Consider the following 22,131-nt stretch of genomic DNA (forward strand, 5'->3'; position numbering starts at 1 on the left):
GCCCCGCGCATTCTCCCGCCGTCGGCAGCGCCGGCCGGGCCTTCGCCCGGCGGCGGGCCTCCGACTCGTGGGTCAGCCATGCGCGTTCCTGTTTCGCTCATACCGCATCAGCAACCGAGACCGGCGACGTTCGCGCTCGCCCTTCTGCTCCTGCCCGTCGTCATCGGACTTCCTATTGCCGTGTGGTTCGACCTGAGAAGCCCGTCTGCGCGCATGATGCAGGGCGAGGCGAGCGAGATCGGCCTGCTCATCGACGAGATGCGCGCCTACTACGCGAACGAGGTTCTGGGGCGGCTCGAGGGGCACGGCCGGGAAGCGCCCATGCCCACTGCGCTGTCCATCGAGCTGGGCAAGCGCATCAGCGCGCGCGACGGCGCCGTCAAGATCCGCATCTTTTCCGACTTTCCCTTCCGCAAGCGGCCGGGCCACCCGATCGACGCGTTCGAGCAGACGGCGCTCGAAAGGCTGCGGCAGGATGCGACGAAGCCGGTCGTCGATGTCTCGGGCACGCTCGTCGACCGCACGGTGCGCGTCGCCACGCCCATCGTCATGGGCCCGGCCTGCGTGGCCTGCCACAACAGCCATCCCGACAGCCCCAAGCAGAACTGGCGCGTCGGTGACGTGCGCGGCGTGCAGGAGGTGACGGTGCGCCGGCCCATCGAGGCGAGCATTTTCTCCTTCAAGGCCCTGCTCGCGTACATCGCCGTGGTTGCGGCCTGCGGCCTCGCCTTCATCCGCATGCAGAGCCGGCAGGCGGCCCTCGTCCGGCATATGAACGGCGAGCTCGCGCAGGCGAACGCCTTCCTCGGCTCCGTCTCGGCCAAGATCGCCCGTTATCTCTCGCCGCAGGTCTATCGCAGCATCTTCAGCGGCGCCAAGGACGTGGCCATCACCGCCGAGCGCAAGAAGCTCACCATCGTCTTCTCCGACATCAAGGACTTCACCGCGCTCACCGAGCGGCTGCAGCCAGAGGATCTCACGGCCCTGCTCAACGAGTATTTCACCGAGATGTCGGTAATCGCCCTGCGCCACGGCGCGACGATCGACAAGTTCGTCGGCGATGCCATGCTACTCTTCTTCGGCGATCCGGACACGCGCGGCGTCAGGGAGGATGCGGCGGCTGCCGTGCGCATGGCGCTCGACATGCAGGCGGAACTCGCCCGGCTCAATGCCGAATGGCGCAAGCGTGGCCTCGCCGAGCCGCTCGAGGTGCGCATGGGCATCAACACCGGCTATTGCCACGTCGGCAATTTCGGCAGCGACAACCGCATGGACTACACGATCATCGGGGCGGAGGCGAACCTCGCCGCGCGCCTGCAAGCCGTGGCGCAGCCGGGTTCGATCATCATCAGCTACGAGACCTACGCGCTTGTGCGGGACATCGTGGAGGCCGACGCGCTGCCGCCGATTACCGTCAAGGGAATCAGCCGGCCGGTCGTGCCCTATGTCGTGCGGCGGCTCGCCGAAGTGCCCGAAGCCGGGGTCATCCACGGCCAGGCGCAGGGGCTCGACCTCTTCCTCGATGTCACGGCGCTCGATGCCGGCTCGGCGGGCGAAACCCGACGGCTGCTCGAACAGGCCCTGACGGCGCTCGACACCCGCGCCGGGCAGGAGCGGCCCCGCGCCATGTGACGAGGCCGCCTCAGACGCTGCCCCGCCGGTGCAACACCGGCTCGAGAACGACGACGGACTGGGCGAGCTCCTCGTCGCGCAGCCGCTTGAGGATCATCTGCCCGGCGTGCCTGCCGAGGGCCTCGACGTCGATCGCCAGCGTCGTCAGGCCGGGGCTCAGCGCATCGGCGAGATCGTTGTCGCCAAAGCCGAGAATGGCGATGTCGCCCGGCACGTCGAGGCCGAGCCGCCGGGCCTCCATGAGCGCCCCGACGGCCAGCAGATCGTTGGCGAAGAACACAGCCTCCACATCGGGCGCCCGCTCACGCAAGGCGTGGAAGGCACTGCGCCCGTCGGCGACGCTCTGCACCACGTCCACGGTGAACTCGCAGACGACCATCATCCCGCGCTCGCCGGCACGGGCGGCAAAACCCTTGCGCCGCAGGGCGCCGCGGCCGCCGCTGCGCCCCACGTAGGCGACGCGCCGATAGCCCGCATCGGCGAGGCAATCGGCGGCCATGCGCCCGCCGTCGATGTTGGAGAAGCCGACCAGCATGTCGATGGGATCGCGCGGGTAAGCCCAGGTCTCCATCACCGGAATGCCCAGCCCAGCGAGGAAGCGGCGGTTGTCCTCAAGCTCGATGACACCGGTGAACATGACGGCCGCCGGCCGGATCTGCCGCAATGAACGGATCATCGCCGTCTCGCGCGCGTAGGAGTAGGAGGTCTGGCCGATCATGAGCTGGAAGCCCTCCGGCTCCAGGAAGGCGGCGCAGGCCCTGACGGCGAGGCTGAACTGCGGGCTGAGGATGTTGGAGACGAAGGCCGCCACGATGTCCGAGCGGCCGGAACGCAGCGCCCGCGCGTGGGGGTTGAGCGCATAGCCGGTGCGCTCGACCACTTCGAGGATGCGCTTGCGGCTCTTCTCGGCCACCTTGGAGGGGTCGCGCAGGGCGCGCGAGACGGTGATGGGCGAGACGCCGGCGAGCGCAGCGACATCCTCGATACGCATCGCCCGCTCGCCCGGGACAGCAGGGCCGGCCGAAGCCGGCAGGCGTACGACGTCATCGATGGTGGGCTGCCGTCTCCCGTCTCCAGCCTTCACACCCCTACTCCCCGTTGCCTCCCTACGGCGCGACAAGATCGCCCGCCGCGACGGGACGTGCGACCTGGATTAGGCAATCGCCGGCCTCGCTGTCGGTATGCAGCCGCCGAGAGATGACGATGCCGCCCTGCTTGAAATACAGCGGCTCTTCCGGCAGGTCGAGACGCGTCAGGTCGTGGTAGTAGCCGGCAAGATCGCCCGCTGCCACGCGGTCACCGATATCCGCCACCGGCTCGAACCAGCCGCGACGCGTGGCATAGATCGCCTGGTCGTGGCTGTCGAGGACAAGCAACTGCATGGGCTCGGCGGCCGGCGCCTCCCCTTCCGAGAGGACCGGGGCGGTGATGGAGCCCGTGGCGATGAGCAGGTTGTCGATGGCCCGCGCCGTGAGCCTCATGCTCTCGCGCGTCACCGTCGCCCCGCCGCCGAATTCGCCGCTGATGCCGATGGCGCCGGCCCGTGCCGCGGCACCCATCGAGGTCGGCGCCGCCGGGCCATTCTCGGCCACAAAGCCATAGGGCATGGCAAGCGCCTGCATCAGCTCGACGGCCCGCGCGAAGCGCTCGGGCGGCCCCTGACGCTCGATCAACGCACACGGCAGATGCGCCATGGAGGTGCCGCCCGCGTGCAGATCGAAGACCACGTCGTGGCGTGGGAACAGATCGTTCTCGAGGAAATGGGCGATGCGTGCTGTTGGCGTGCCTCCGGCATCGCCCGGAAAGGCCCGGTTGAGATTGCCGTCGTCGTACGGCGAGCGGCGCCGCGCCGCCATGACCGCCGGCAGGTTGGCCATGGGCAGGATGGTAATCTCGCCGCGCACGGCGGCGGGCGTGAGGCGGCGCATCAGCCGCGCCAGCAGCAGCTCGCCCTCATATTCGTCGCCATGGTTGCCCGACATCAGCAGCACCCGCGGCCCGGCACCGTTGCGGATGCGGCAGATCGGAATGTGGATGTGGAAGTAGGGCGAGCGGTCGATGGAATACGGCAGGCGCAGATGACCGAACTGCCTGCCGTCGGCGTCGAAGTCGATCGAGTGGATGAGGCCGGTGTGCATGGAGCAGACCTTGGTGCGAGCGGGCGGACGCCCGTGAGGCGGCCGCGGCCAGAGCCGCGGCCTCGGCAAGGCTCAGAGCGCAGCGATCGCCGTCATCTCCACGCGCAGGTCCGGATTGGCAAGGCGAGCCTCGACGCAAGCCCGGGCCGGCGGATTGGCCGGATCGATCCAGGCGTCGTAGACGGCGTTCATGGCGTCGAAATCGCTGATGTGCGGCAGGAAGACGTTGACGGCCAGGAGCTTCGACTTGTCGGAGCCGGCTTCAGCCAGAAGCGCCTCGATCTTGGCGAGCACGGAGCGGGTCTGCTCCTCGAGCGAGCCCTTGGGGTTATCGGCCACCTGGCCCGCGATGTAGACGGTCCCATTGTGCACGACGGCCTGGCTCATGCGCTTGCCGGCCTGATAACGCTGGATCATCTTCGGATCTCTCTTTTTTCGGGTGGGTGGCGGCGCGGGCTCCCGCGCCGCCGGAAACGTCACATGTGCGGCAGTTCCTGCGCTTCCTTGAACCAGCGCTTCTGCAGCTCGGCGAGCTTGCCGTTCATGCGGTTGTAGAAAAGCGTCGTGTTGATCCAGTTGAGCAGGTTCTGCTCGCCCTGGCGCACCGCGATATGGGCCGGCGACTGGCGGATGAGGAACTTGAGCTCCACTTCCTTGCCCGGGTTATCCTCCGACACCTTGATCGCGATGGCGCTGTTCTCGGCAAAAGCCTGGGCCTGCCCGGCAAGGTAGGCGGCGACAGCAGCCGGCGCATCCTCGAAGCGCACCAGCTTGGCGCCGGGGGCGTTGTCGGTCAGCCAGACATCGAGCGTCGTGCCCTTGCCGACGGCGATGGTGACGTCCTTCAGGTCTTCCGGCGTCTTGGCGGAGGGCATGTCCTTCGGTCCGTAGACCCCAAGGTTCACCGCAGCGTACGGCTGGGAGAACATGACCTGCTGGGCGCGTTCCGGCGTGGCGCCTGCGGCCGCGATCAGGATGTCGACCTTGTCGGCGAGCAAGCTCGGAATGCGGCTGGCGCCCGTCACCGGCACGAGCTCCAGCTTCACGCCCATGTCGGCGGCAAGCAGCTTGGCAAGATCAATGTCGAGGCCGGTGGGCTCGCCCTTGTCGTCCTTGAAACCCCAGGGGGCGACATCCATCAGGACGCCGACGCGGAGCTTGCCGGCGCTGATCACGTCCTGCAGCTTGTCCGCGCGCGCCGCATTCGGCATGGCCAGCGCCGCGCAGGCGATCGCCGCGGCGGCGAGTGTTGCGATAATCCTCATCCTTGTTCTCCTCTGACTCCTGACGATTCTCCCCGGGCGCCAGGCGGGCGCCTATTTCACGGAGCTGATGAAGTTCTTGAGCTCAGGGGTCTTCGGGTCCGCAAAGAGCTCTGCGGGGTTGCCCTGCTCCCAGACCCTGCCCTGGTGCATGAAGACGAGCTTGGTGGCGACGGTGCGGGCAAACCCCATCTCATGCGTGACGAGGATCATGGTCATGCCCTGGCGCGCCATGTCCTCCATCACCTTCAGCACCTCGCCGACGAGCTCCGGGTCGAGCGCGGACGTGACCTCGTCGAACAGCATGAGATGCGGCGACATGGCGAGGCAGCGGGCGATCGCCACACGCTGCTGCTGGCCGCCGGACAGCTGCTCTGGCCATGCGTCGATCTTGTCCGCGAGGCCGACGCGCGCGAGCACGTCAAGCGCCAGATCCCGCGCCTTTTCCTTCGGCACCTTGCCGGTCAGCACCGGCGCGAGCGTGATGTTGCGCTCCACGGTAAGGTGCGGAAAAAGGTTGAAGGCCTGGAAGACGATGCCGACCCGCTGGCGCAGCTGGCGGAGGTTGGGCATGTCGGCGGCAATCCGCTCGCCCTCGATGCGAATCTCACCCCGGTCGATGGTCTCCAAGGCGTTGATGCAGCGCAGCAACGTGGACTTGCCGGAGCCCGAGCGGCCGATGATGGTGACGATGTCGCCCTTCTCGACGTCGAGCGTGATGCCCTTCAGCACCTCGACGCTGCCGAAGCTCTTGTGGACGTCGCGGATTTCAACGAGCGCCATTGAGACGGGCCTCCAGTTTGCGCGACCAGACCGTGAGGGGCAGGCACAGCGCGAAATAGATCGCCGCCACGACCGAGTAGACGAGCAGCGGCTGGAAGGTTGCGGCGCTCGCCATCTGTCCGGCGCGGGCAAGCTCAACGAAGCCGACGACAGAGGCGAGCGAAGTGTTCTTGATGAGCTGCACCAGGAAGCCGACCGTCGGCGGCAGCGCCATGCGGAAGGCCTGTGGGGCGATCACGTAGCGGAACTGCTGCCAGCGCGTCAGCCCAAGGCAGGCCGCTGCCTCCCATTGGGTCTGCTTCACCGCCTGGATGCCGCCGCGCCAGATCTCGCCCAGGAAGACGGCGGTATAGGCCGTGAAGGCGACGCCGACGGCGACGAGGGCCGGCACCTCGACGCCGAGGAACACCGGCATGCCGAAGTAGAAGAACATCAGCAGGCCGAGCAGCGGCACGCCCTGCACGAGCTGCAGAATGCCGGCTGCAAGCCAGCGCAGCGGCGCGATGCGGCTTGAGCGCATCAGCGCCAGCATCAGCGCGAGCGGGCCGCCGCAGGCGAGCGCCAGGGCAACGAGAACCACCGTCCAGCGCAGGGCCGAGAACAGCGAGAGGAGATCGGCTTCGTTGAACGTGCGCATGGGATCCTCAGCGCCGCATCGGCCAGCGGAAGATGAGCCGTTCGAGCCCTGCAAAGGCGAGCTTGAAGGCCATGACGAGCGCGAAGTAGATGGCGCAGATGACGGCGTAGACTTCGAAGCTGCGGAACGTGCGGCTCTCGATGAAACCACCGACGTGGAACAGCTCCTCCGCCGAGACCTGCGACGCAAGCGAGGTGCCGAGCAGCAGCAGCACGAACTGGCTCGTGAAGGCCGGATAGATGGTGCGCAGCGCCGGCAGGAGGACGATGTGGCGGAAAACCTGCCAGCGGGTGAGCCCGAGGCATTGGCCCGCCTCAAGTTGCGCGCGCGGAATGGCGTCGAGCCCCGCGCGGATGATCTCGATGGCATAGGCGCCGAAATAGATGCTCAGTGCCACCGCCGCCGCCTCGAAGGGCGGCAGGCGCAGGCCGAGGCTCGGCAGCACGAAGAAGATGATGAAGAGCTGGATGAGCGCCGGCGTATTGCGGATGACCTCGATATAGCCGCGGATGGCCCAGCGCACCGGCCGCGGCCCGCCGCGCACCAGGACGGCACCGCCGACGCCGATCAGGGTGCCCGCGCCGGCCGCGATCACCGTCAGGAGCAGCGTCATCAGCGTGCCCTGCGCGAGCAGATCTTCGTAACGCCAGAGCTGGCTGAAGTTCAGCGTCATGGCCGGTCTCAGCCGAAGAATGTCGGATAGACACTCGCCACCCGCCCGTCGGGGCCGAGGCCGAAGACGAGCCGCCAGCGGTCCAGGCAGGTGCAGGGATGCGAGATGCCGAAGGCGACGATGTCGCCCACCGCGAGGGCAGCATTGTCCGGCACCTGCAGGAAAGCGTGCTGGTCGTTGAGCTTGACGACGGCAGCACTCTCAAGACGGCCGAGTGGCACCCCGTCGCGAAAGGCCTCCAGCGGCACGGGCATGCCCTGGTCGAAGGAAACGTCGCGCATCCCCATGCCGCAGATGGCGAGGCCCGGCTCCGGCCGCGACAGCACCTCCGCCCACAGTCGCAGAGCCGGGCGGAATGCCTCGGCCGCCTTGACGAACTTGCCGTCGATCGCGAAACCGCCGCGGGCATCCAGCCCTGCGAGCGCGCGGGCATAGACCCCGTGGTCATGGAAGAATATGGCGCCGCTGCGCAGGACGAGGGAGGCGTTGCCGTCGTCCCGGACGCACGGACCGAGCATCGCCACCACTTCGTCGAAGTAGGACGAGCCGCCGGCCGTAGCGATGAGGTGACGGCCAGGTGCGGCCGCGCGCACGCGGGCAAAGGCCTCCCCCGCCAGCGCCAGCAGGGCACCGATCGCCTCCCGCGTCGCGGCCGCATCGGCGCTCGCCACAGCCCCTTCGTAGGCCGCGACGCCATCGAGAACCAGGCAATCGTCCGCCCCGGCGACGGCGGCGATGGTCGCCTCTACGGCCCCCAGATGCCGCGCTCCGGCGCGAGCGCCGCCCACCTCGACAAGAACAGGCAGGATGCGCCCGGCAAGGCGCGCCGTCTCCGCGAGCGCCGCGACGCAGGCGGGCGAATCCGCGAATGCACGCAGCTCGACGCCCGGCCAGGCCTTGAGGAAGGCGCCGAGATGGCGGGCGCCGGAGCGCCCGCCGATTTCGTTGGCGAGCAGCAGACGGCTGATGCCCGCACGGGCCATGACGGACGCCTGCTGCACGTTGGCAACCGTCGCACCCCAGGCACCACGATTGACGAGCGCGCGGGCAAGCGCCGGCGCCATCGGCGTCTTGGCATGGGGAGCGATGAGGACGCCCTGCGAGCGGGCATAGGCGAACATCAGCTCGCAATTGCCGGCGAAAGCCTCCTCGTCCAGCGTCAACACCGGCAGCGGCATGTCCCCGGCCGCAGGCCGCCAGCCGAACGCCGCCACGGCATCGAGATCCACCGGCCCGCAATCGACGGGAATGCCGCGGAAGCGGCTGTCGATATCGCCCCACACGGCATCGGCGCGCTGCATGTTACCCCGCTCGATTCGCGAATGACAACGTTATCATAGCCGATTTGGCGTGAATGACAACGTTGTCACTGCATGTTTGCGCGGCGCGCGCGGACGGCAGGACAGGCAGCGGGCAAAAAGGCCCTGAGCAGATCGTCGTCTGGGGGGTGAGACAGCCGCTCAGGGCAGGGAAGGATTGGCGTCGGGCTGGAGGAACGCCAGCATGAACACTTATCTGCAAAATCTACCGCGAACAATTATCAATAACAAGCGTGGCCAACAGAATTCATTTACCTGCCAATAGTAATGCGCCCCGGACATTTTCCGGGGCGCATGAATGTTTTCCGGCGCGTCGATCACTTCAGGACGTCAGTGCGCCGGCCGTCATGCCCTGGACCATGTACTTCTGCAGGAAGATGAAGGCGACGACGAGCGGAAGGCTGGCGAGGACCGAGAAGGCCATCATCATGTTCCACTCGGTGACGAATTCGGCCATCAGGCTGTAGATGGCCATGGTCAGCACGCGGTTCTCCCAGGACTCGATCAGCACCACGGCGAAGAGGAATTCGTTCCAGGCGAGCAGGAACGTGTAGAGGCCCGCGCCGACGAAGGCGGGATAGGACATCGGCACCAGCGTGCGGAAGATTGCGCCCAGGCGCGAGCAGCCGTCCACCATCGCCGCTTCCTCGATGTCGCGCGGGATGTTGAGGAAGTAGCTGCGCAGCATGAGGATGCAGAAGGGCAGCGTGAAGGTGAGATAGACGATCACCAGCGCCGTGCGCGTATCGTAGAGCCCCAAGGTGATGAAGATGCGGAAATAGGGGATGCACAGGAGCACGAGCGGGAACATCTGCGTCGTGATCAGGAACATCAGCACCGCGCGCTGGCCGGCGAAGCGGAAGCGCGCCAGTGCATAGGCCGCCATCGCCCCGAGCACCAGCGACAGCGCTGTGACCACGAGCGAGATGACCATCGTGTTGGCGAAGACGACGAGATAGCGCGGGGTCGTGAAGATCTTGGCGTAGGGCTCCCACGTGAAGATCTCCGGAATCCAGTCCGGAGGCATCCGCGTCACTTCGAGGTTTGGGCGCACCGAAACGGTGGCCATCCAGGCGAGAGGGAAGAACACGATGACGATGGCGAGGACGAGCAGCACATAGGCCGCAAAGCGCGCCAGCCGCTCGCGGTTGCGCAGGCCGAGGTAGTAGGGAGAGACGACGGCCGGTTCGGTCGCGGGCCTCGGCATGTCACTGCTCCTTGCTCAGGGTACGGCGCACATAGACGGCGCTGACGACGAAGAGAACGATGAACATCACCATCGCTTCCGCCGAGGCGTAGCCGAAGCGCAGCTTCTGGAACCCGTCGAAGTAGATCACCGTCGCCAGCACCTCGGAGGCGTGGGCGGGCCCGCCGCCAGTCATGACGAAGACCGGGTCGAAGGCGCGGAAGGTCCAGATGGAATCGAGCAGCACGATGGTGGTGATGACGCCGCGCAGTTGCGGCAGCGTGATGTGCCAGAACTTCTGCAGCCCCGAGGCCCCATCGATGTCCGCCGCCTCGTAGAGATGCTTCGGGATGGCCTGCAGCCCGGCGAGCAGCATGACCATGAAGAATGGGAAGGCGCGCCAAACATTCATGGCCGTGACCGAGCCGAGCGCCGTCGAGGGATCGCCGAGCCAGGACGGGGCGAAGTTGATGTCGATGAGCCCGAGGCGGGCCAGCACGCCGTTGAGGACGCCGAAGGGTGCGAGCATCAGCACCCAGATCATGCCTGCCACGGTGGGCGCCAGCAGCCAGGGCACGATCAACAGGCCCCGCGCCAGCGAGCGGAAGGTCTGGTTGAGCTGCATGTTAAGCAGCAGGGCGAGCCCGAGGCCGATGACGAGATGCAGCACGACGCTCGCCGCAGTGAACACAACCGTCTGGCCGAAGGCCTTCCAGAACAACGGGTCGTTGAGCAGCGCGACATAGTTGCCAAGCCCGACCCACGTCTCCCGCTTAAGGTTACTGTCGTAGAAACTGAGGCGGATGACGTCGCCGAGCGGATAGATGAGCAGGGCGACGAGGATCAGCAGCGATGGCCACAGGAAGGAATAGGCCAGGATCTCGTCGCGAAAACGGTTTCGGAAGGTGGACATGGCTCACCCGGCCGTTGTCGGGAACCGGCCGCCGTCACGGCGGCGCGGCCCCTGGACATATTAAGAGGTCGGCAGGGACCCGCCGCCGCGGGCCCCGAGAGGAGCCGTCGATTTATTTGACCGCGTCGAAGATCTTGTTCCACTCGGCCGCGGCATCGTCGAGGGCCTGCTTCGCAGTCTTCTTGCCCTGCACGACGTTCTGCACCTCGGTGGTCATGATCTTGTTCATCTGCACCGCGTTCGGCATGACAAGGAACGGCGACTGGGCATTCGCCCGATTGATCTGCGTGACGAAGGCGGCGAACTCCGTCTTCTCCTTGAACCAGTCCTCGTTCATGACGTCCGTGCGGGCCGGCAGGGCGCCGGTGCCCTTGGACCAGAGGGCCATGCCCTTGGGGCCGGACATCCACTTGACGAAGGTCCAGGCGGCATCCTTGTCCTTGGCCTGGGTGGTCACAGTGTTGAGCGAGCCGCGCACCATTGTGCCGGTGGTCTTGCCCTCGGGCAGCGGCGCGATCTTGTAGTTGAGGTTGGGGTTGAGCTGACGCTGGATGGCGATGCCCCACGGCCCCTCGAACATCATGGCGACGTTACCGGAGGCGAAGTTGGCGCGCTTCTCCTTCTCGCCGTTGCTAAGGACGCCAGGGACGCTGACCTTGTCGTTGTTGATCAGCCCCGCGTACCACTCGATGGCGGCGACACCCTCAGGGCTGTTGAAGGCGGCCTTGTTGGTCTCGGAATCGATGAGCTTGCCGCCCGCCTGCAGGATCAGCGGATAGATGTCGTAGGTCATGTTTGTCGGCGGCTCCGACTGGAGCGTCGCCGTGATCGCGAACTGGCGCTTCTCCGGGTTCGTGAGCTTGCGCGCCATCTCGGCGAACTCGTCCCACGTCTTCGGCGGCTCCGAGAGGCCTGCGGCCTTGAACAGGTCGGTGTTGTAGAACAGCGCAACGGCGCCGCTCTCGATGGGCAGGTAATACTGCTTGCCGCGCCACTTCTGGTGGAAGGCGGACGCAATGTTATTGAAGAACTCCGGTGGCTCTTTGGCGATGAGGTCGTCGAGCGGCTCGAGCATGCCGAGATCGGCGAACTCGGCCACCCAGTCCACCTGCACCAACAGCACGTCGGCGAGGTTGCCGGCCTGGTGCTGCACGATGGCCCGATCGTGGAAGCCCGTGAAGGGCGCATCGACGGGAACGAGCGTGATGTCGGGATGGTCCTTCTCGAAGGCTGCCTTGAGTTCGGCCATGAACTTCTCGCCGACCTCCGTGCCCTTCCACTGGCTCCAGCGCACCTCGCGCTGCTGGGCTACAGACGATGTCGACATGGCGAGCGACGCCGCAAGGGCGGTCGCGGCCGCGGTCAACCACACCGATCCGCGTCTCTTGTTCATGATCGTCCTCCTCAGATGGGCGTTTCCTCTGTCTCACCGGGGGGCTCTCGGCCCTTGCCGGACCCCCTTCTCATCGACCCGCCGGTTCAGTCAGCGGGCGATTTTCGCGATCACCTCGGGCTTTGCGGCATGCACCTTCACCGGGCGGGCATATTCGCGCACCAGCTGGCGGGTGCCGCCGACGTTCATCCAGGTGAACATGTTGCGGAACATCTCCTCGAGCGAGGCCATGATGTCCGCCTGAATGTCCTGCGGCAGCTCCCAGAAGCGCTTCTTCATGACTTTCCACGCCTTCTTGCGGGTGTTGTAGAGGAACTGCACGTCGTTCTCGTCCGGCCGCCGCTCGGAGGCGTGGTTGGCGAAGGTGTAGTCCCTGATCTCGTCCTTCACCGCCTGCGGCAGGCGCGGGTGGTCGAAGATGAGGTTGTTGAAGCCGAGCGCCAGGTGAATCTCGATGGCGCCGGTGCCGGGGAAGCGGGCGAGCTGCTCGCCCGACAGCGTCGAGGCCCCGTGCTGCACCGCGCCGCCCATGCCGTACTCCGACCGGCACAGGTCCGAAATCGTGCGCACAAGCTCGTAATCCACATTCACCGGGGCGAGCGTACCGTCCGGCAACATCTTGCCGCCGTGGTGCGTGCCCGTGTTGATGCTGATCTTGCTGACGGGCGCTATGGTGCCGCCGCCGGCGGCGAGGGCCTCCCGGTAAACGGCCATGAACTCCCGCAGCTCCTCGGGCGTGGTGTTCTCGTGGCCCACCTCGCCGATTTCGGCGCCGAGCGAGATGGTCACGCCCTCGGGCTCGATGGAGCGCACGAAGCGCGTGAAATACGCCGTCAGCTCCGCATTGAGGCGCTGCTGGTCGCGCACAGTGGGCAGCGAGAGGTCGACCACCGTCGAGGCATCGATGTCGATGCTGTAGAAGCCGGCCGCCACCTGCTCGCGCATCACGGCCTCGAGCCGCGCGATCTCGGCAGCACTGTCCCTGGCATAGGCGGCGGCGTTGACCTGGTCGTGGTCGGCCTGCAGAAAGACCGGCCCCTCGTGCCCCTCGCGCAGGGCGGCGGCGAGCACGGCGGCAGTGTATTCCACCGGCGGCTGCGCAGCATAAATCGACTCGGCCACCGCCTGTTCGAAAATGAACAGTGCCGCATCCATCGCCCGCGCCGCGCGGAACACCGCCCGGCAGGTCTGGTAGCTCCAGCCGCGCAGGTTCATGGCCGGGACGGTGCGCCCCTCCCAGCGTCCGGCAGCGCGAGCGAGATAGAGTTCCTGCACCGACGCCGGCACAATGCCGGCAGCAAGCGCCGCCTCGCGGATCGCCCAGATGGCGAGCGCCCGGGCATCCGGCTCACCGAGCGCCGCGGTTTCAGCCCAGCGGTCGATCATGTCCGGCGGCGGCCGGCGGCTCGCCGAGAAATCCCCGCCCCTGGCGAGATCGACGTCGATGCTGCGGAGATCCTCGATGAGCGCGGCAACGGTGGAACAGCCCATGGTCGATACCTTCCCGGATGATGATCGAACGGCGTCACGAAGCAGAAGGAGCCTTTCGGGAGAGCCCGGCTCTGACAGCCTCTGTCATGCGTCGTGATTGTTTTCGACCATCAGTTAGGCACCATTTTTTCAGATTCGCAACATACGTTTTCGCTTTATGACTCATGCCCGAACGACCTCGGCGGCCGGCGTCTGCTCGCCTTCGGCCAGCAGCCCGAGGACCGCGGCCCGGTCTGGCATGCCGTCCCAGCCACGTCCGCGGGCGCCCTTGATCGCCGCCGCAGCCGCGGCAAAGCGGGCCGCCGCGATTGGCGCCATGCCCTCGCTCAAGGCCAGGGCATACGCCCCGTGGAAGACGTCACCGCAGCCCGTGGTGTCAGCCATGGGGATGCGGAAGGCAGGCACGTGCACGAGGTCGCCGTCGACCAGCCACAAGCTGCCCTCGGCTCCCAGCGTGACGGCGAAAATATGGTCCGGAGCGGCGCGGGCGCAGCGGCGCAGCAGATGCTCCGCCGGCCCGTCACCCGCGTAGTCCCTGAGGCCCTCGCTGGAGAAGACGACGTGCCCGGCCTTGGCGAGCAGCCGCTCGCCGTCGGCCGCGAGGCCGCCGTCGGCGTCGAAGACGGTGGGAATGTGCCGCCGCCCTGCCCTGTCCAGCACCACCTCCGCCGCTGCCGGCCAGCGGCTGTCGACGAGGACGGCCGCCGTGTCGTCCAGCGGGTCGTCCGGCAGAACCGAGGGATCCGTCGCGAGGCTGCGCCGGTCGGAGACGATACTGCGCTCCCCGCGCGCATCGACAAGGACGATGGCGCGCAGCGTGCGGCCAGCCGGCAGCTGCGCGACGCCGCTGCAGTCGACGCCGCACTCTCGCATCTGCCGCAAGGCATCGCGTCCCGCATCGTCCTGGCCGACACGACCCCAGTAGGCGGCGTGGCCGCCGAGCCGGGCGATGGCCACGGCCGCCGTCGCGGCAGGACCGCCGAAGCGCGTTTCGTAGTCGATCACGCCGGTCTTGATGCCGGACGCCGGCAGCTCGCCGACCCGAAAAACTTCGTCATGAACGAGATTGCCGACACAGACGATCCGCCCCATGGCGCGTTTCAGCTCCCCACGACTGCCGCCGCGGCCGGCGGCTTTTTCGGTTCCGCTCACGCGGCCCGCATGTTCTTGTTTGCTCCCTCCGGCGCGGAGGCGTTATGATCCTGCAGCCGGATGCCACTCATGATGAGCATTCCGTTTTCGTTTTCGCAAGTCCATTTTCTTTTTCGAGCATTGCGGGCGCCCTTAGGGCGCGCTATGGCAAGAACATGGCTGCACTGATCACCCGACACGACCGAATTCTCGAGACGCTCGAGGTTCAGGGCTACCTGACGATCGAGGAAATGGCGGAGATGTTCGCGGTATCGCCCCAGACCATCCGCCGCGATATCCGCGACCTCGCCGAGCGGGGGCTCCTGCGCCGCCACCACGGCGGCGCGAGCATCAACCGCAGCACCGCCAACGCCGCCTACAACCTGCGCTACGAGGAAACAGCAGCCGAGAAGGCGGCTATCGCCGAGGCTGCGGCCCGCCTCGTCAAGCCGGGCAACTCGCTGTTCCTGACGCCGGGCACTACCGTCGACGCCTTCGCGCGCGCACTGGCCCGCTGCCAGCCGGCCGGGCTGCGCATCGTCACCAACAGCATCTCGGCGGCGACGATCCTCGCCGACTGTCCGGACGTGTCCATCCAGGTCACGGGCGGGCGGTGGTCAAAGTTCAACGGCGCCGTCTGCGGCATGTACGCAGCCGAGTTCGTCGAGCAGTATCGGTGCGACCTGCTGGTGACGAGCATCGGCGGCATCGATTCGGAAGGGAATCTGCTGGAATACCGGGACGAGGAGGTCGTCGTCGGTCGCAGCATGCTGCGCAACGCCCGCCGCCGGGTGCTGCTCGCCGACCATACGAAATTCGGGCGGGTCGCCATGGCGCGCCTCGCCCACCTGCGTGACTTTAACGTACTCGTCACCGACAGGCAGCCCGTGGGCGTCATCAAGGCGATGATCGAGGAGGCGCGCTGCGAGCTGTTGATCGCCCAGATGGAGCCGGAGCTCGAAAGGAAGCGGGCGTAGGCGCGGCCGGTCAGCCGATGCGCCTCAGCGCTGCGATGACATCCGCCACGGCGAAGGGCGGGCTCGCCAGTACCTTGCTGCGCTCGCCTTCCGCCAGGGCCGGCACCACCCGCGCCATCGAAGCCTGCGCCAGCACCACGACGTCACTGCGCGCGACGAGCGCCCCAAGGGCGTCGGCCACGCGCTGGTCGTGTTCCTCGCGGTCACCCGCCATCAGGGCGTCGTAGGCGCCATCCACCAGCACGGCTTCGACCTCGACGGCACCGCCTTCCGCCTGCGCCGTCTCCTCGACGAGAGCGGTTGTAGGATGCAGCGTCGTCGGCAAGGTCGCGATGACGCCGACCCGCCGGCCGCGGCGCACCGCCTCCCGCGCCATCGCGGCATCGACGCGGACGATGGGGATGCCGATCTGCGGTGCGACGACGGCGCCGAGCGCGCCGATGGACGAACAGGCGTTGAAGAGGAGCCGGGCCCCCTGATCCTTCGCCGCGCGGCAATAGCCGGCCCAGCGCGGCAGCACTGCCTCGAGGCGCCCGCCGTTGTCGCGAAGCTCCGGCAGGATCGAATCGTCGAGGATGTTGACGATGCGCACGTCCGGCACCTGGGCGCGGATGAGGCCGGGAAAGAGGTCGAGCGTGGCCGGGGACGTATGGATGATGCCGAGGGTCACTGTCATGCGGACCTCGCAGGAGAAGGAGTGCGGTGCCGTGCATGGCGCGGCCGCGCGGCTGGACGGGAGTGCCACTATTCATCTCCCGCGCCGCACGTTCAAGCGCCGGCGCCGCTTCCGCGAAGGGGCCGCTTCCTGCCCGCTTGCCTTTCGCCACGAGCCCGGCAAAGTCGCGTCGATCGTCCCAACGCCGGTTTGCCCGCATGTCCGTTCCCGATTCGGCATCAGCCATTTCCATCGCCTTCGCTACGCTCGCGGACACTGCCGATGTCGCGCAGCTCATCGCGGCCATGGACGCCCATTACCGCCCGGGCGAGACACTGCCGCCGGTGGACGATTATCGCGCGATGGTGGCGGCGACGCTGCGCGAGCGGGAGGGCACGCGCTTCGTCATCGCCCGCGGGGCGGACGGCACGCCTTTCGGGCTCGCCTGCATCGCCGTGATTCGGCCGGGCCGTGACCTCAAGGGGCTCGTCTATCTCAAGGATCTCTTCGTCGTGGAGCAGGCGCGCGGCCGGGGGCTCGGCCGCAGCCTCATGGCCTTCCTGGCCCGCTTTGCGACGGAGAACGGCATCGGCCGCATCGACTTCACCACCGACAGGGACAACGAGGGCGCCCAGCGGCTCTATGCGGCGCTCGGTGCCCGCGTGATGGAGAAGATCTATTACACACTGCCCGGCGAGCAGCTCGCCGCGCTCGCCACCGAGATGCCCTAAGGCTATTCCGTCGCCGACTGGCAGGCAGGAAATCATTCAATTGGCATTTTGGCCGCCGGCTGGCAGCATCGGCCGGCAGGAGGAGAGACCATGCCAGCCGACACGCCCCGCCCGGCCAATCCCGCGCCACCCGCACCAGACTTTCCCTGGCCCGAGGGGAAGCGCTCCGCATTCTTCCTGGGCTTCGACGTCGATGCCGAATCGGTCTGGCTCGGCATGGACCGGCGCAATGCCGAACGCCTCGTCACCATGTCCTACGGCGGCTACGAGGCGCGTGTCGGCATTGCGAAGCTCCTCGAACTGCTCGCCCGCCACGATGCGAAGGGGACCTTCTTCATCACCGGCTGGACGGTGGAGGCCCATCCCGCCGCCTGCGAGGCTATCCTGAAGGCTGGGCACGAGATCGCCCACCACGGCTACTGGCACTTGCGCCCGGAACCCGGCGACGACGAGACCATGCGCGAGGAGGTGGAACGCGGCTTCGAGGCGCTGAAGCGCGTCCTCGGCCTGATACCCGTGGGCTATCGCGCGCCGTCGGGCGAGAGCTGTGTGGCCCTGCTGAAGATGCTGCGCGACCGGGGCATCCGCTATTCGAGCTCCTGGCGCGACGACATCAGGCCCTATCGCCATCTCCTGCCGGACGGGCCCGGACCCATCGAGATCCCGGTCAACTACAGCCTCGACGACTGGAACTTCGGCATCACGCACCGCATGAGCCCGCGCGCACTCTTCAGCCGCGAGGCCGTGCTCTCGATCTGGCGTGACGAGTTCGAGCAGACACACGCTTGGGGCGGCGTCACCACCATGATGCTGCACCCGCAGGTGTCGGGACGGCCGATGCGCTACCGCCTGCTCGACGAGTTCCTCACCTATGTGGCGGGCTTCGACGATGTCTGGTGGGCGACGGGCCGCGACATCGCCGACCACTACGAGCGCTGCGAGGCGGCGCGCGGCGTCTGAGCCGGCGGCGCCGGCCGGGATGCGCTCTCCGTCTCGCGCGCCTCCGCCAGCGCCCACTCGCAGAAGGTGGCAAGATCGGCGCTGCGCGGACGGTCGAGCGGCGTCGTCAGCCAGTAGCAGTTTCTGCTCATGTAACCGAGCCCCGCCGGGTTGACGAGCTGCCCGCTGGCGAGCTCGTCGAGGATGAGGCTGCGCGGAACAAGCGCCAGCCCCTGCCCGGCGATGGCGGCGCGGATGACGAGAGAATAATAGCCGAGCCGCACCAAGCGCTCGGCACGCACCTCGCCGATGCCGTGGCTCGTGGCGAAGTCGCTCCAGTGCAGCGGCGTCTGCCGGTGCTCCAGGATCGGGAAGCGCCAGGCATCCTCCGGCGCGGCAATGCCCCCGCCGCGGGCGATGAACTGTGGCGAGCCGACGAGGAGGACCTCGCGGCCGAGGAAATAGTCCGCCTGCCAACCCGGCCACTGCCCGTCGCCGAAGCGGAAGACAACGTCCGCCTCTGCTATCGTGTCGCTGGCGGCGAAGGTGCTGAACTGCACCTCGATGTCCGGATGGGCCTCCACGAAGCGCGAGAAGCGCGGCATGAACCACCGGTCGCCGAGAATTGGCAGCACGTGCAGCCTGAGCGCCGGCCGCGACGAACGCAGGCCCGCCACGCGCGCCGCCGCCGTCTCCAGCGCGCCGAGCGCAACCCGCGCCTGGGCAATGTAGATCACGCCCGCCTCGGTCGGCGCCAGCCCGCGGCTCGTGCGCGTGAAGAGCGCCAGGCCGACGAGATCTTCCAGGGCCTTGAGCTGCTTGCTCACGGCGCTCTGCGTGAGGTTGAGGGCCTGGGCTGCGGCAGAAACGGTGCCGTGCTGGGCGAGCGCCACCACGACGCGCAGTCCGGTCGTCGTCGGCAGATGCGGGCGCGTCATGGCCCTACTCCTATTCCATTTTGGACTAATGTTTCGGAAATCAATTCAATTGTCCAGTTTTCGGGCCGATGCCAGCATTGATTGCGACAGGAGGATTACGCATGACCGAACCCGTGAGACTGTGGGGTGCGCGCTTCCGTTCGCCGCCGTCCGAGGCCCTGATGAATCTGTCGCGGTCCCCGGCGAACTACTTCCGCCTGGTGCCCGAGGACCTAATGTCGTCCGTGGCCCATGCCCGCGAGCTGATGCGCGCCGGCATCCTCACCGAGGCGGAGGCGGAGGAGATCATCGCCGCCCTCAAGGCGATCGGGAAGGACTGGCGCGCCGGGCGCATCGCCCCCTCGCCGGCCGATGAGGACGTGCACACCTTCCTCGAGCGCATGCTAAAAGACCGGCTCGGCCCCCTCGGTGGCAAGCTCCGCGCCGGCCGCTCGCGCAACGACCAGGCGGCTAACGACCTCAAGCTGCACCTGCGCAGCGCCGCGCGCCGGCTCGCCAGCCACGTGCTCGCCCTGCAGGACGCGCTGATCACGCAGGCGGAACAGCACCGCGACACGCTCTGCCCCGGTTTCACCCACCTGCAGCCCGCCCAGCCCGTCACCTTCGCCCAGCAGCTTCTCGCCCACGCGCAGGGCTTCTCGCGCGACATCGACCGCTTCCGCGACTTCGACCGGCGCGCCGCCCGCTCGCCCCTCGGCGCCGCCGCGCTGGCCGGCTCCGCCATCGCGCTGCATCCGGAGCTGTCGGCCAGGGAGCTCGGCTACGACGCGCCCTGCGAGAATTCCATCGACGCCGTCGGCAGCCGCGACCATGTGGCGGAATTCCTGTTCGTCACGGCGATGCTCGGCGTCAACCTCTCGCGCCTGGCCGAGGAAGTCTTCCTCTGGTCGTCGAAGCAGTTCCGCTGGGTCGATCTCGACGATGGCTATGCGACGGGTTCTTCGATCATGCCGCAGAAGAAGAATCCGGACATCGCCGAGCTGACGCGCGGGCGGGCCGCGCGCCTCATCGCTGTGCTCAATGGCGTCCTCGTGGCGCTCAAGGGCCTGCCCTTCGCCTACAACCGCGACCTTGCGGAGGACAAGTGGGCGAGCTTCGAGGCCATCGACACGCTCGAGCTCGTGCTGCCCGCCATGGCCGGCATGATCGCCACCATGAAGGTCGACCGCGAACGTCTGGCCGAGCAGGCGACCGAAGGCTTCACGCTGGCGACGGAAGTGGCCGACTGGCTGTCGCAGAACGGCGTCCCCTTCAGCGAGGCGCACGAGATCACCGGCGCCCTCGTGCGCTATTGTGAGGAGAAGGCCATCGACCTGTCCGAGCTGACGCCGGCGGACCTCGCCGCGGTCGATGCCCGGCTCGGCCCCGGCGTGCTGCCGCGGCTGACGCCCGAAGCAGCCGTCGCAGCCCGCACCGGCTACGGCGGTACCTCGCCGGTCCGCGTCGGCGAGCAGATCGAACGGCTGAAAAGAACCGTCGAGGCGCAGCGGCACTGGGCCGAGAGCGCCTGAGACACCAAACTTCCGGGGGATAGCATCGTCATCGGCACCGACGGCTCCGATGACGATGCTAGGAACGATCCCTGACCGAAGGCCCTTGCGGCCACGGCGGGATCCAAGAGAACGAGAAGAGCCGATGACAGACACCGTCTACCAGATCAGCCATCTCGTGCACGTGCCACGCCGGCACTATGGCCGGATGGTCGCGGCCGCCCTGGTCGTGGCGGCGCTGGCCGCCATCGCCCACGCCTTCGCCGTCGGACAGATCGAGTGGAACTACGTCGGCGAGTTCCTGACCGTGCCGGCGATCATGACCGGCCTCGTCAATACCATCGTCATGGCGATCCTCGCCATGGTTGTCGGTATTGCCCTGGGCGTCATCTTCGCCATCATGCGGTTGTCAGAAAATCCGGTGCTGTCCTACACGGCACTCGGCTACATCTGGCTGTTCCGCGCAGTACCGGCGCTGCTGCAGCTGCTGTTGTGGTTCAACCTTGCCCTCGTCTTCCCGACCATGGGCATCCCGGGCGTCTTCTCGGTGCCGACGGTGGACGTGATGACGCCGTTCGTCGCCGCCCTTCTCGGCCTCGGCATCCAGCAGGGCGCCTTCACGGCCGAGGTGGTGCGCGCCGGCCTCCTCTCCGTCGACCGCGGCCAGTACGAGGCTGCCCAGACGCTCGGCATGACGCGGCTCAAGATGCTGCGCCGGATCATCATGCCCCAGGCGATGCGCGTCATCATCCCGCCGGTGGGCAACGAATTCATCGGCATGGTCAAGCTGACGTCGCTCGCCAGCGTCATCCAGTATGCCGAGATCCTGCACAGCGCGCAGAACATCTACTACGCCAACTCGCGCGTCATCGAGCTGCTGATCGTCGCCGCCTTCTGGTACCTCATCGTGGTGACGATACTCAGCCTCATCCAGGGCCGCATCGAGAAGTACTTCTCCAAGGGTGCGGCTCCCGCCGCCAGCACGAAGTGACGGGAGGGTCTCGCATGGCCATTCGCACCACCCCCGCCGCTGCCGACCAGAACATGCTGCCCGCCGACCCGATCGTGGTCGCAGCGGACGTGCGCAAGCGCTTCGGCAGCAACGAGGTGCTCAAGGGCATCGACCTCCGGGTGCCGAAGGGCGAGGTGCTCTGCATCATCGGCCCCTCCGGCTCTGGCAAGAGCACCTTCCTGCGCTGCATCAACCAGCTCGAGCGCATCGACGGCGGCGCCATCTGGGTGGCGGGCGAGCTCGTCGGCTACCGGCGCGAGGGCAACTTCCTCTACGAGCTGACGGATGCCGAAATCGCGCGCCAGCGGCGCCGCATCGGCATGGTCTTCCAGCGCTTCAACCTCTTCCCCCACCTCACCGCCCTCGAGAACATCATCGAGGGCCCGGTGCAGGTTCTGGGCGAGAAGCCGGCCGAGGCGCGGGAACGGGCCGAGGCGCTCCTGGCGCGCGTCGGCCTCGCCGACAAGCGCGACGCCTACCCGGCCCACCTCTCCGGCGGTCAGCAGCAGCGCGTCGCCATCGCCCGCGCCCTCGCCATGCGGCCGGAGCTGCTCCTCTTCGACGAGCCCACCTCGGCGCTCGATCCGGAGCTCGTCGGCGAGGTGCTGGGCGTGATGCGCGACCTCGCCGGCACAGGCATGACGATGATCGTGGTCACCCACGAGCTCGGCTTCGCCCGCGAGGTCAGCAACCGGGTCGCCTTCATGGACCAGGGGCAGCTCGTCGAGATCGGCGATGCGCGCCAGGTGCTGTCCGATCCCCAACAGGCGCGCACGCGCGCTTTCATTTCCGCCGTCCACAAGTAAGACAAGCACTTCTAGAGAAACGGAG

At 67.5% G+C, this 22,131-nt stretch carries 22 protein-coding genes; 7 read left to right on the forward strand and 15 right to left on the reverse strand.

Annotated elements, in window-relative coordinates; all coding sequences use genetic code 11:
• Nucleotides 1-78 precede the first annotated feature (78 nt).
• The gene (locus HNQ73_RS11560; RefSeq protein ID WP_183335029.1) at nt 79-1,632 is read left to right on the forward strand and encodes an adenylate/guanylate cyclase domain-containing protein; all 1,554 of its coding nucleotides are present in this window, start codon (nt 79-81) and stop codon (nt 1,630-1,632) included.
• Between the two features lie 10 nt (nt 1,633-1,642).
• On the opposite strand, the gene HNQ73_RS11565 is transcribed toward HNQ73_RS11560, so the two are convergent.
• The 13 genes from HNQ73_RS11565 to HNQ73_RS11625 all read right to left on the reverse strand — a co-directional run bounded on the left by HNQ73_RS11565 (nt 1,643) and on the right by HNQ73_RS11625 (nt 14,579).
• Nucleotides 1,643-2,623 (reverse strand): LacI family DNA-binding transcriptional regulator, encoded by a 981-nt coding sequence (locus HNQ73_RS11565; protein ID WP_244650137.1) that lies wholly within the window; start codon nt 2,621-2,623, stop codon nt 1,643-1,645.
• Between the two features lie 115 nt (nt 2,624-2,738).
• Nucleotides 2,739-3,770 carry a succinylglutamate desuccinylase/aspartoacylase family protein gene (locus HNQ73_RS11570; protein ID WP_183335031.1) on the reverse strand — a complete coding sequence of 344 codons (1,032 nt, stop codon included), beginning with the start codon at nt 3,768-3,770 and terminating at the stop codon, nt 2,739-2,741.
• 72 nt (nt 3,771-3,842) lie between these two features.
• Nucleotides 3,843-4,187 (reverse strand): RidA family protein, encoded by a 345-nt coding sequence (locus HNQ73_RS11575; protein ID WP_183335032.1) that lies wholly within the window; start codon nt 4,185-4,187, stop codon nt 3,843-3,845.
• 59 nt (nt 4,188-4,246) lie between these two features.
• The gene (locus HNQ73_RS11580; protein WP_183335033.1) at nt 4,247-5,035 is read right to left on the reverse strand and encodes a transporter substrate-binding domain-containing protein; all 789 of its coding nucleotides are present in this window, start codon (nt 5,033-5,035) and stop codon (nt 4,247-4,249) included.
• A gap of 51 nt (nt 5,036-5,086) precedes the next feature.
• Nucleotides 5,087-5,815: an amino acid ABC transporter ATP-binding protein gene (locus tag HNQ73_RS11585; RefSeq protein ID WP_183335034.1), complete on the reverse strand. Its 729-nt coding sequence runs from the start codon at nt 5,813-5,815 to the stop codon at nt 5,087-5,089.
• A complete protein-coding gene (locus HNQ73_RS11590) occupies nt 5,802-6,452 on the reverse strand; it encodes an amino acid ABC transporter permease (RefSeq protein WP_183335035.1) in 651 nt (216 codons plus the stop codon). The genes HNQ73_RS11585 and HNQ73_RS11590 overlap by 14 nt, the downstream gene beginning before the upstream one ends.
• 7 nt (nt 6,453-6,459) lie before the next feature.
• The gene (locus tag HNQ73_RS11595; protein ID WP_210305205.1) at nt 6,460-7,119 is read right to left on the reverse strand and encodes an amino acid ABC transporter permease; all 660 of its coding nucleotides are present in this window, start codon (nt 7,117-7,119) and stop codon (nt 6,460-6,462) included.
• 14 nt (nt 7,120-7,133) lie between these two features.
• Nucleotides 7,134-8,426 (reverse strand): type III PLP-dependent enzyme domain-containing protein, encoded by a 1,293-nt coding sequence (locus HNQ73_RS11600; protein ID WP_183335037.1) that lies wholly within the window; start codon nt 8,424-8,426, stop codon nt 7,134-7,136.
• A gap of 340 nt (nt 8,427-8,766) precedes the next feature.
• Nucleotides 8,767-9,651, reverse strand: coding sequence for a carbohydrate ABC transporter permease (locus tag HNQ73_RS11605; protein ID WP_183335038.1), 885 nt, complete (start codon nt 9,649-9,651; stop codon nt 8,767-8,769).
• 1 nt (nt 9,652) lies between these two features.
• Nucleotides 9,653-10,543, reverse strand: a complete 891-nt coding sequence (locus HNQ73_RS11610) for a carbohydrate ABC transporter permease (RefSeq protein WP_183335039.1) — start codon at nt 10,541-10,543, stop codon at nt 9,653-9,655.
• 112 nt (nt 10,544-10,655) lie between these two features.
• Nucleotides 10,656-11,936, reverse strand: coding sequence for an ABC transporter substrate-binding protein (locus tag HNQ73_RS11615; RefSeq protein WP_183335040.1), 1,281 nt, complete (start codon nt 11,934-11,936; stop codon nt 10,656-10,658).
• A 90-nt stretch (nt 11,937-12,026) separates the two neighbouring features.
• Entirely contained in the window at nt 12,027-13,427 is a 1,401-nt protein-coding gene (locus HNQ73_RS11620) for a class II fructose-bisphosphate aldolase (protein WP_183335041.1), read from the reverse strand.
• Between the two features lie 162 nt (nt 13,428-13,589).
• Nucleotides 13,590-14,579, reverse strand: a complete 990-nt coding sequence (locus tag HNQ73_RS11625) for a PfkB family carbohydrate kinase (RefSeq protein ID WP_183335042.1) — start codon at nt 14,577-14,579, stop codon at nt 13,590-13,592.
• A 155-nt stretch (nt 14,580-14,734) separates the two neighbouring features.
• On the opposite strand from HNQ73_RS11625, the gene HNQ73_RS11630 reads away from it, so the two are divergent.
• Nucleotides 14,735-15,535 carry a DeoR/GlpR family DNA-binding transcription regulator gene (locus tag HNQ73_RS11630; RefSeq protein ID WP_183335043.1) on the forward strand — a complete coding sequence of 267 codons (801 nt, stop codon included), beginning with the start codon at nt 14,735-14,737 and terminating at the stop codon, nt 15,533-15,535.
• Between the two features lie 10 nt (nt 15,536-15,545).
• Here HNQ73_RS11630 and HNQ73_RS11635 read toward each other — a convergent pair whose 3' ends face one another.
• Entirely contained in the window at nt 15,546-16,211 is a 666-nt protein-coding gene (locus HNQ73_RS11635; RefSeq protein ID WP_183335044.1) for an aspartate/glutamate racemase family protein, read from the reverse strand.
• Between the two features lie 197 nt (nt 16,212-16,408).
• Here HNQ73_RS11635 and HNQ73_RS11640 point away from each other — a divergent pair, with 197 nt between their 5' ends.
• Nucleotides 16,409-16,921 (forward strand): GNAT family N-acetyltransferase, encoded by a 513-nt coding sequence (locus HNQ73_RS11640; RefSeq protein ID WP_183335045.1) that lies wholly within the window; start codon nt 16,409-16,411, stop codon nt 16,919-16,921.
• A 90-nt stretch (nt 16,922-17,011) separates the two neighbouring features.
• The gene (locus HNQ73_RS11645; RefSeq protein ID WP_183335046.1) at nt 17,012-17,881 is read left to right on the forward strand and encodes a polysaccharide deacetylase family protein; all 870 of its coding nucleotides are present in this window, start codon (nt 17,012-17,014) and stop codon (nt 17,879-17,881) included.
• Here HNQ73_RS11645 and HNQ73_RS11650 read toward each other — a convergent pair.
• Nucleotides 17,848-18,798 carry a LysR substrate-binding domain-containing protein gene (locus HNQ73_RS11650; protein ID WP_183335047.1) on the reverse strand — a complete coding sequence of 317 codons (951 nt, stop codon included), beginning with the start codon at nt 18,796-18,798 and terminating at the stop codon, nt 17,848-17,850. The two genes, HNQ73_RS11645 and HNQ73_RS11650, sit on opposite strands and share 34 nt — an antisense overlap.
• Nucleotides 18,799-18,899: 101 nt before the next feature.
• On the opposite strand from HNQ73_RS11650, the gene argH reads away from it, so the two are divergent.
• From argH to HNQ73_RS11665, 3 genes are all read left to right on the forward strand, one after another.
• The gene (gene argH, locus HNQ73_RS11655) at nt 18,900-20,309 is read left to right on the forward strand and encodes an argininosuccinate lyase (protein WP_183335048.1); all 1,410 of its coding nucleotides are present in this window, start codon (nt 18,900-18,902) and stop codon (nt 20,307-20,309) included.
• Nucleotides 20,310-20,433: 124 nt separating this feature from the next.
• Nucleotides 20,434-21,279: an amino acid ABC transporter permease gene (locus tag HNQ73_RS11660; RefSeq protein WP_183335049.1), complete on the forward strand. Its 846-nt coding sequence runs from the start codon at nt 20,434-20,436 to the stop codon at nt 21,277-21,279.
• Nucleotides 21,280-21,293: 14 nt separating this feature from the next.
• The gene (locus HNQ73_RS11665; protein ID WP_276513676.1) at nt 21,294-22,106 is read left to right on the forward strand and encodes an amino acid ABC transporter ATP-binding protein; all 813 of its coding nucleotides are present in this window, start codon (nt 21,294-21,296) and stop codon (nt 22,104-22,106) included.
• The last annotated feature ends 25 nt before the right edge of the window (nt 22,107-22,131 follow it).

The sequence above is a fragment of the Chelatococcus composti genome (genome assembly GCF_014201415.1).
Taxonomy (GTDB): domain Bacteria; phylum Pseudomonadota; class Alphaproteobacteria; order Rhizobiales; family Beijerinckiaceae; genus Chelatococcus_A; species Chelatococcus_A composti.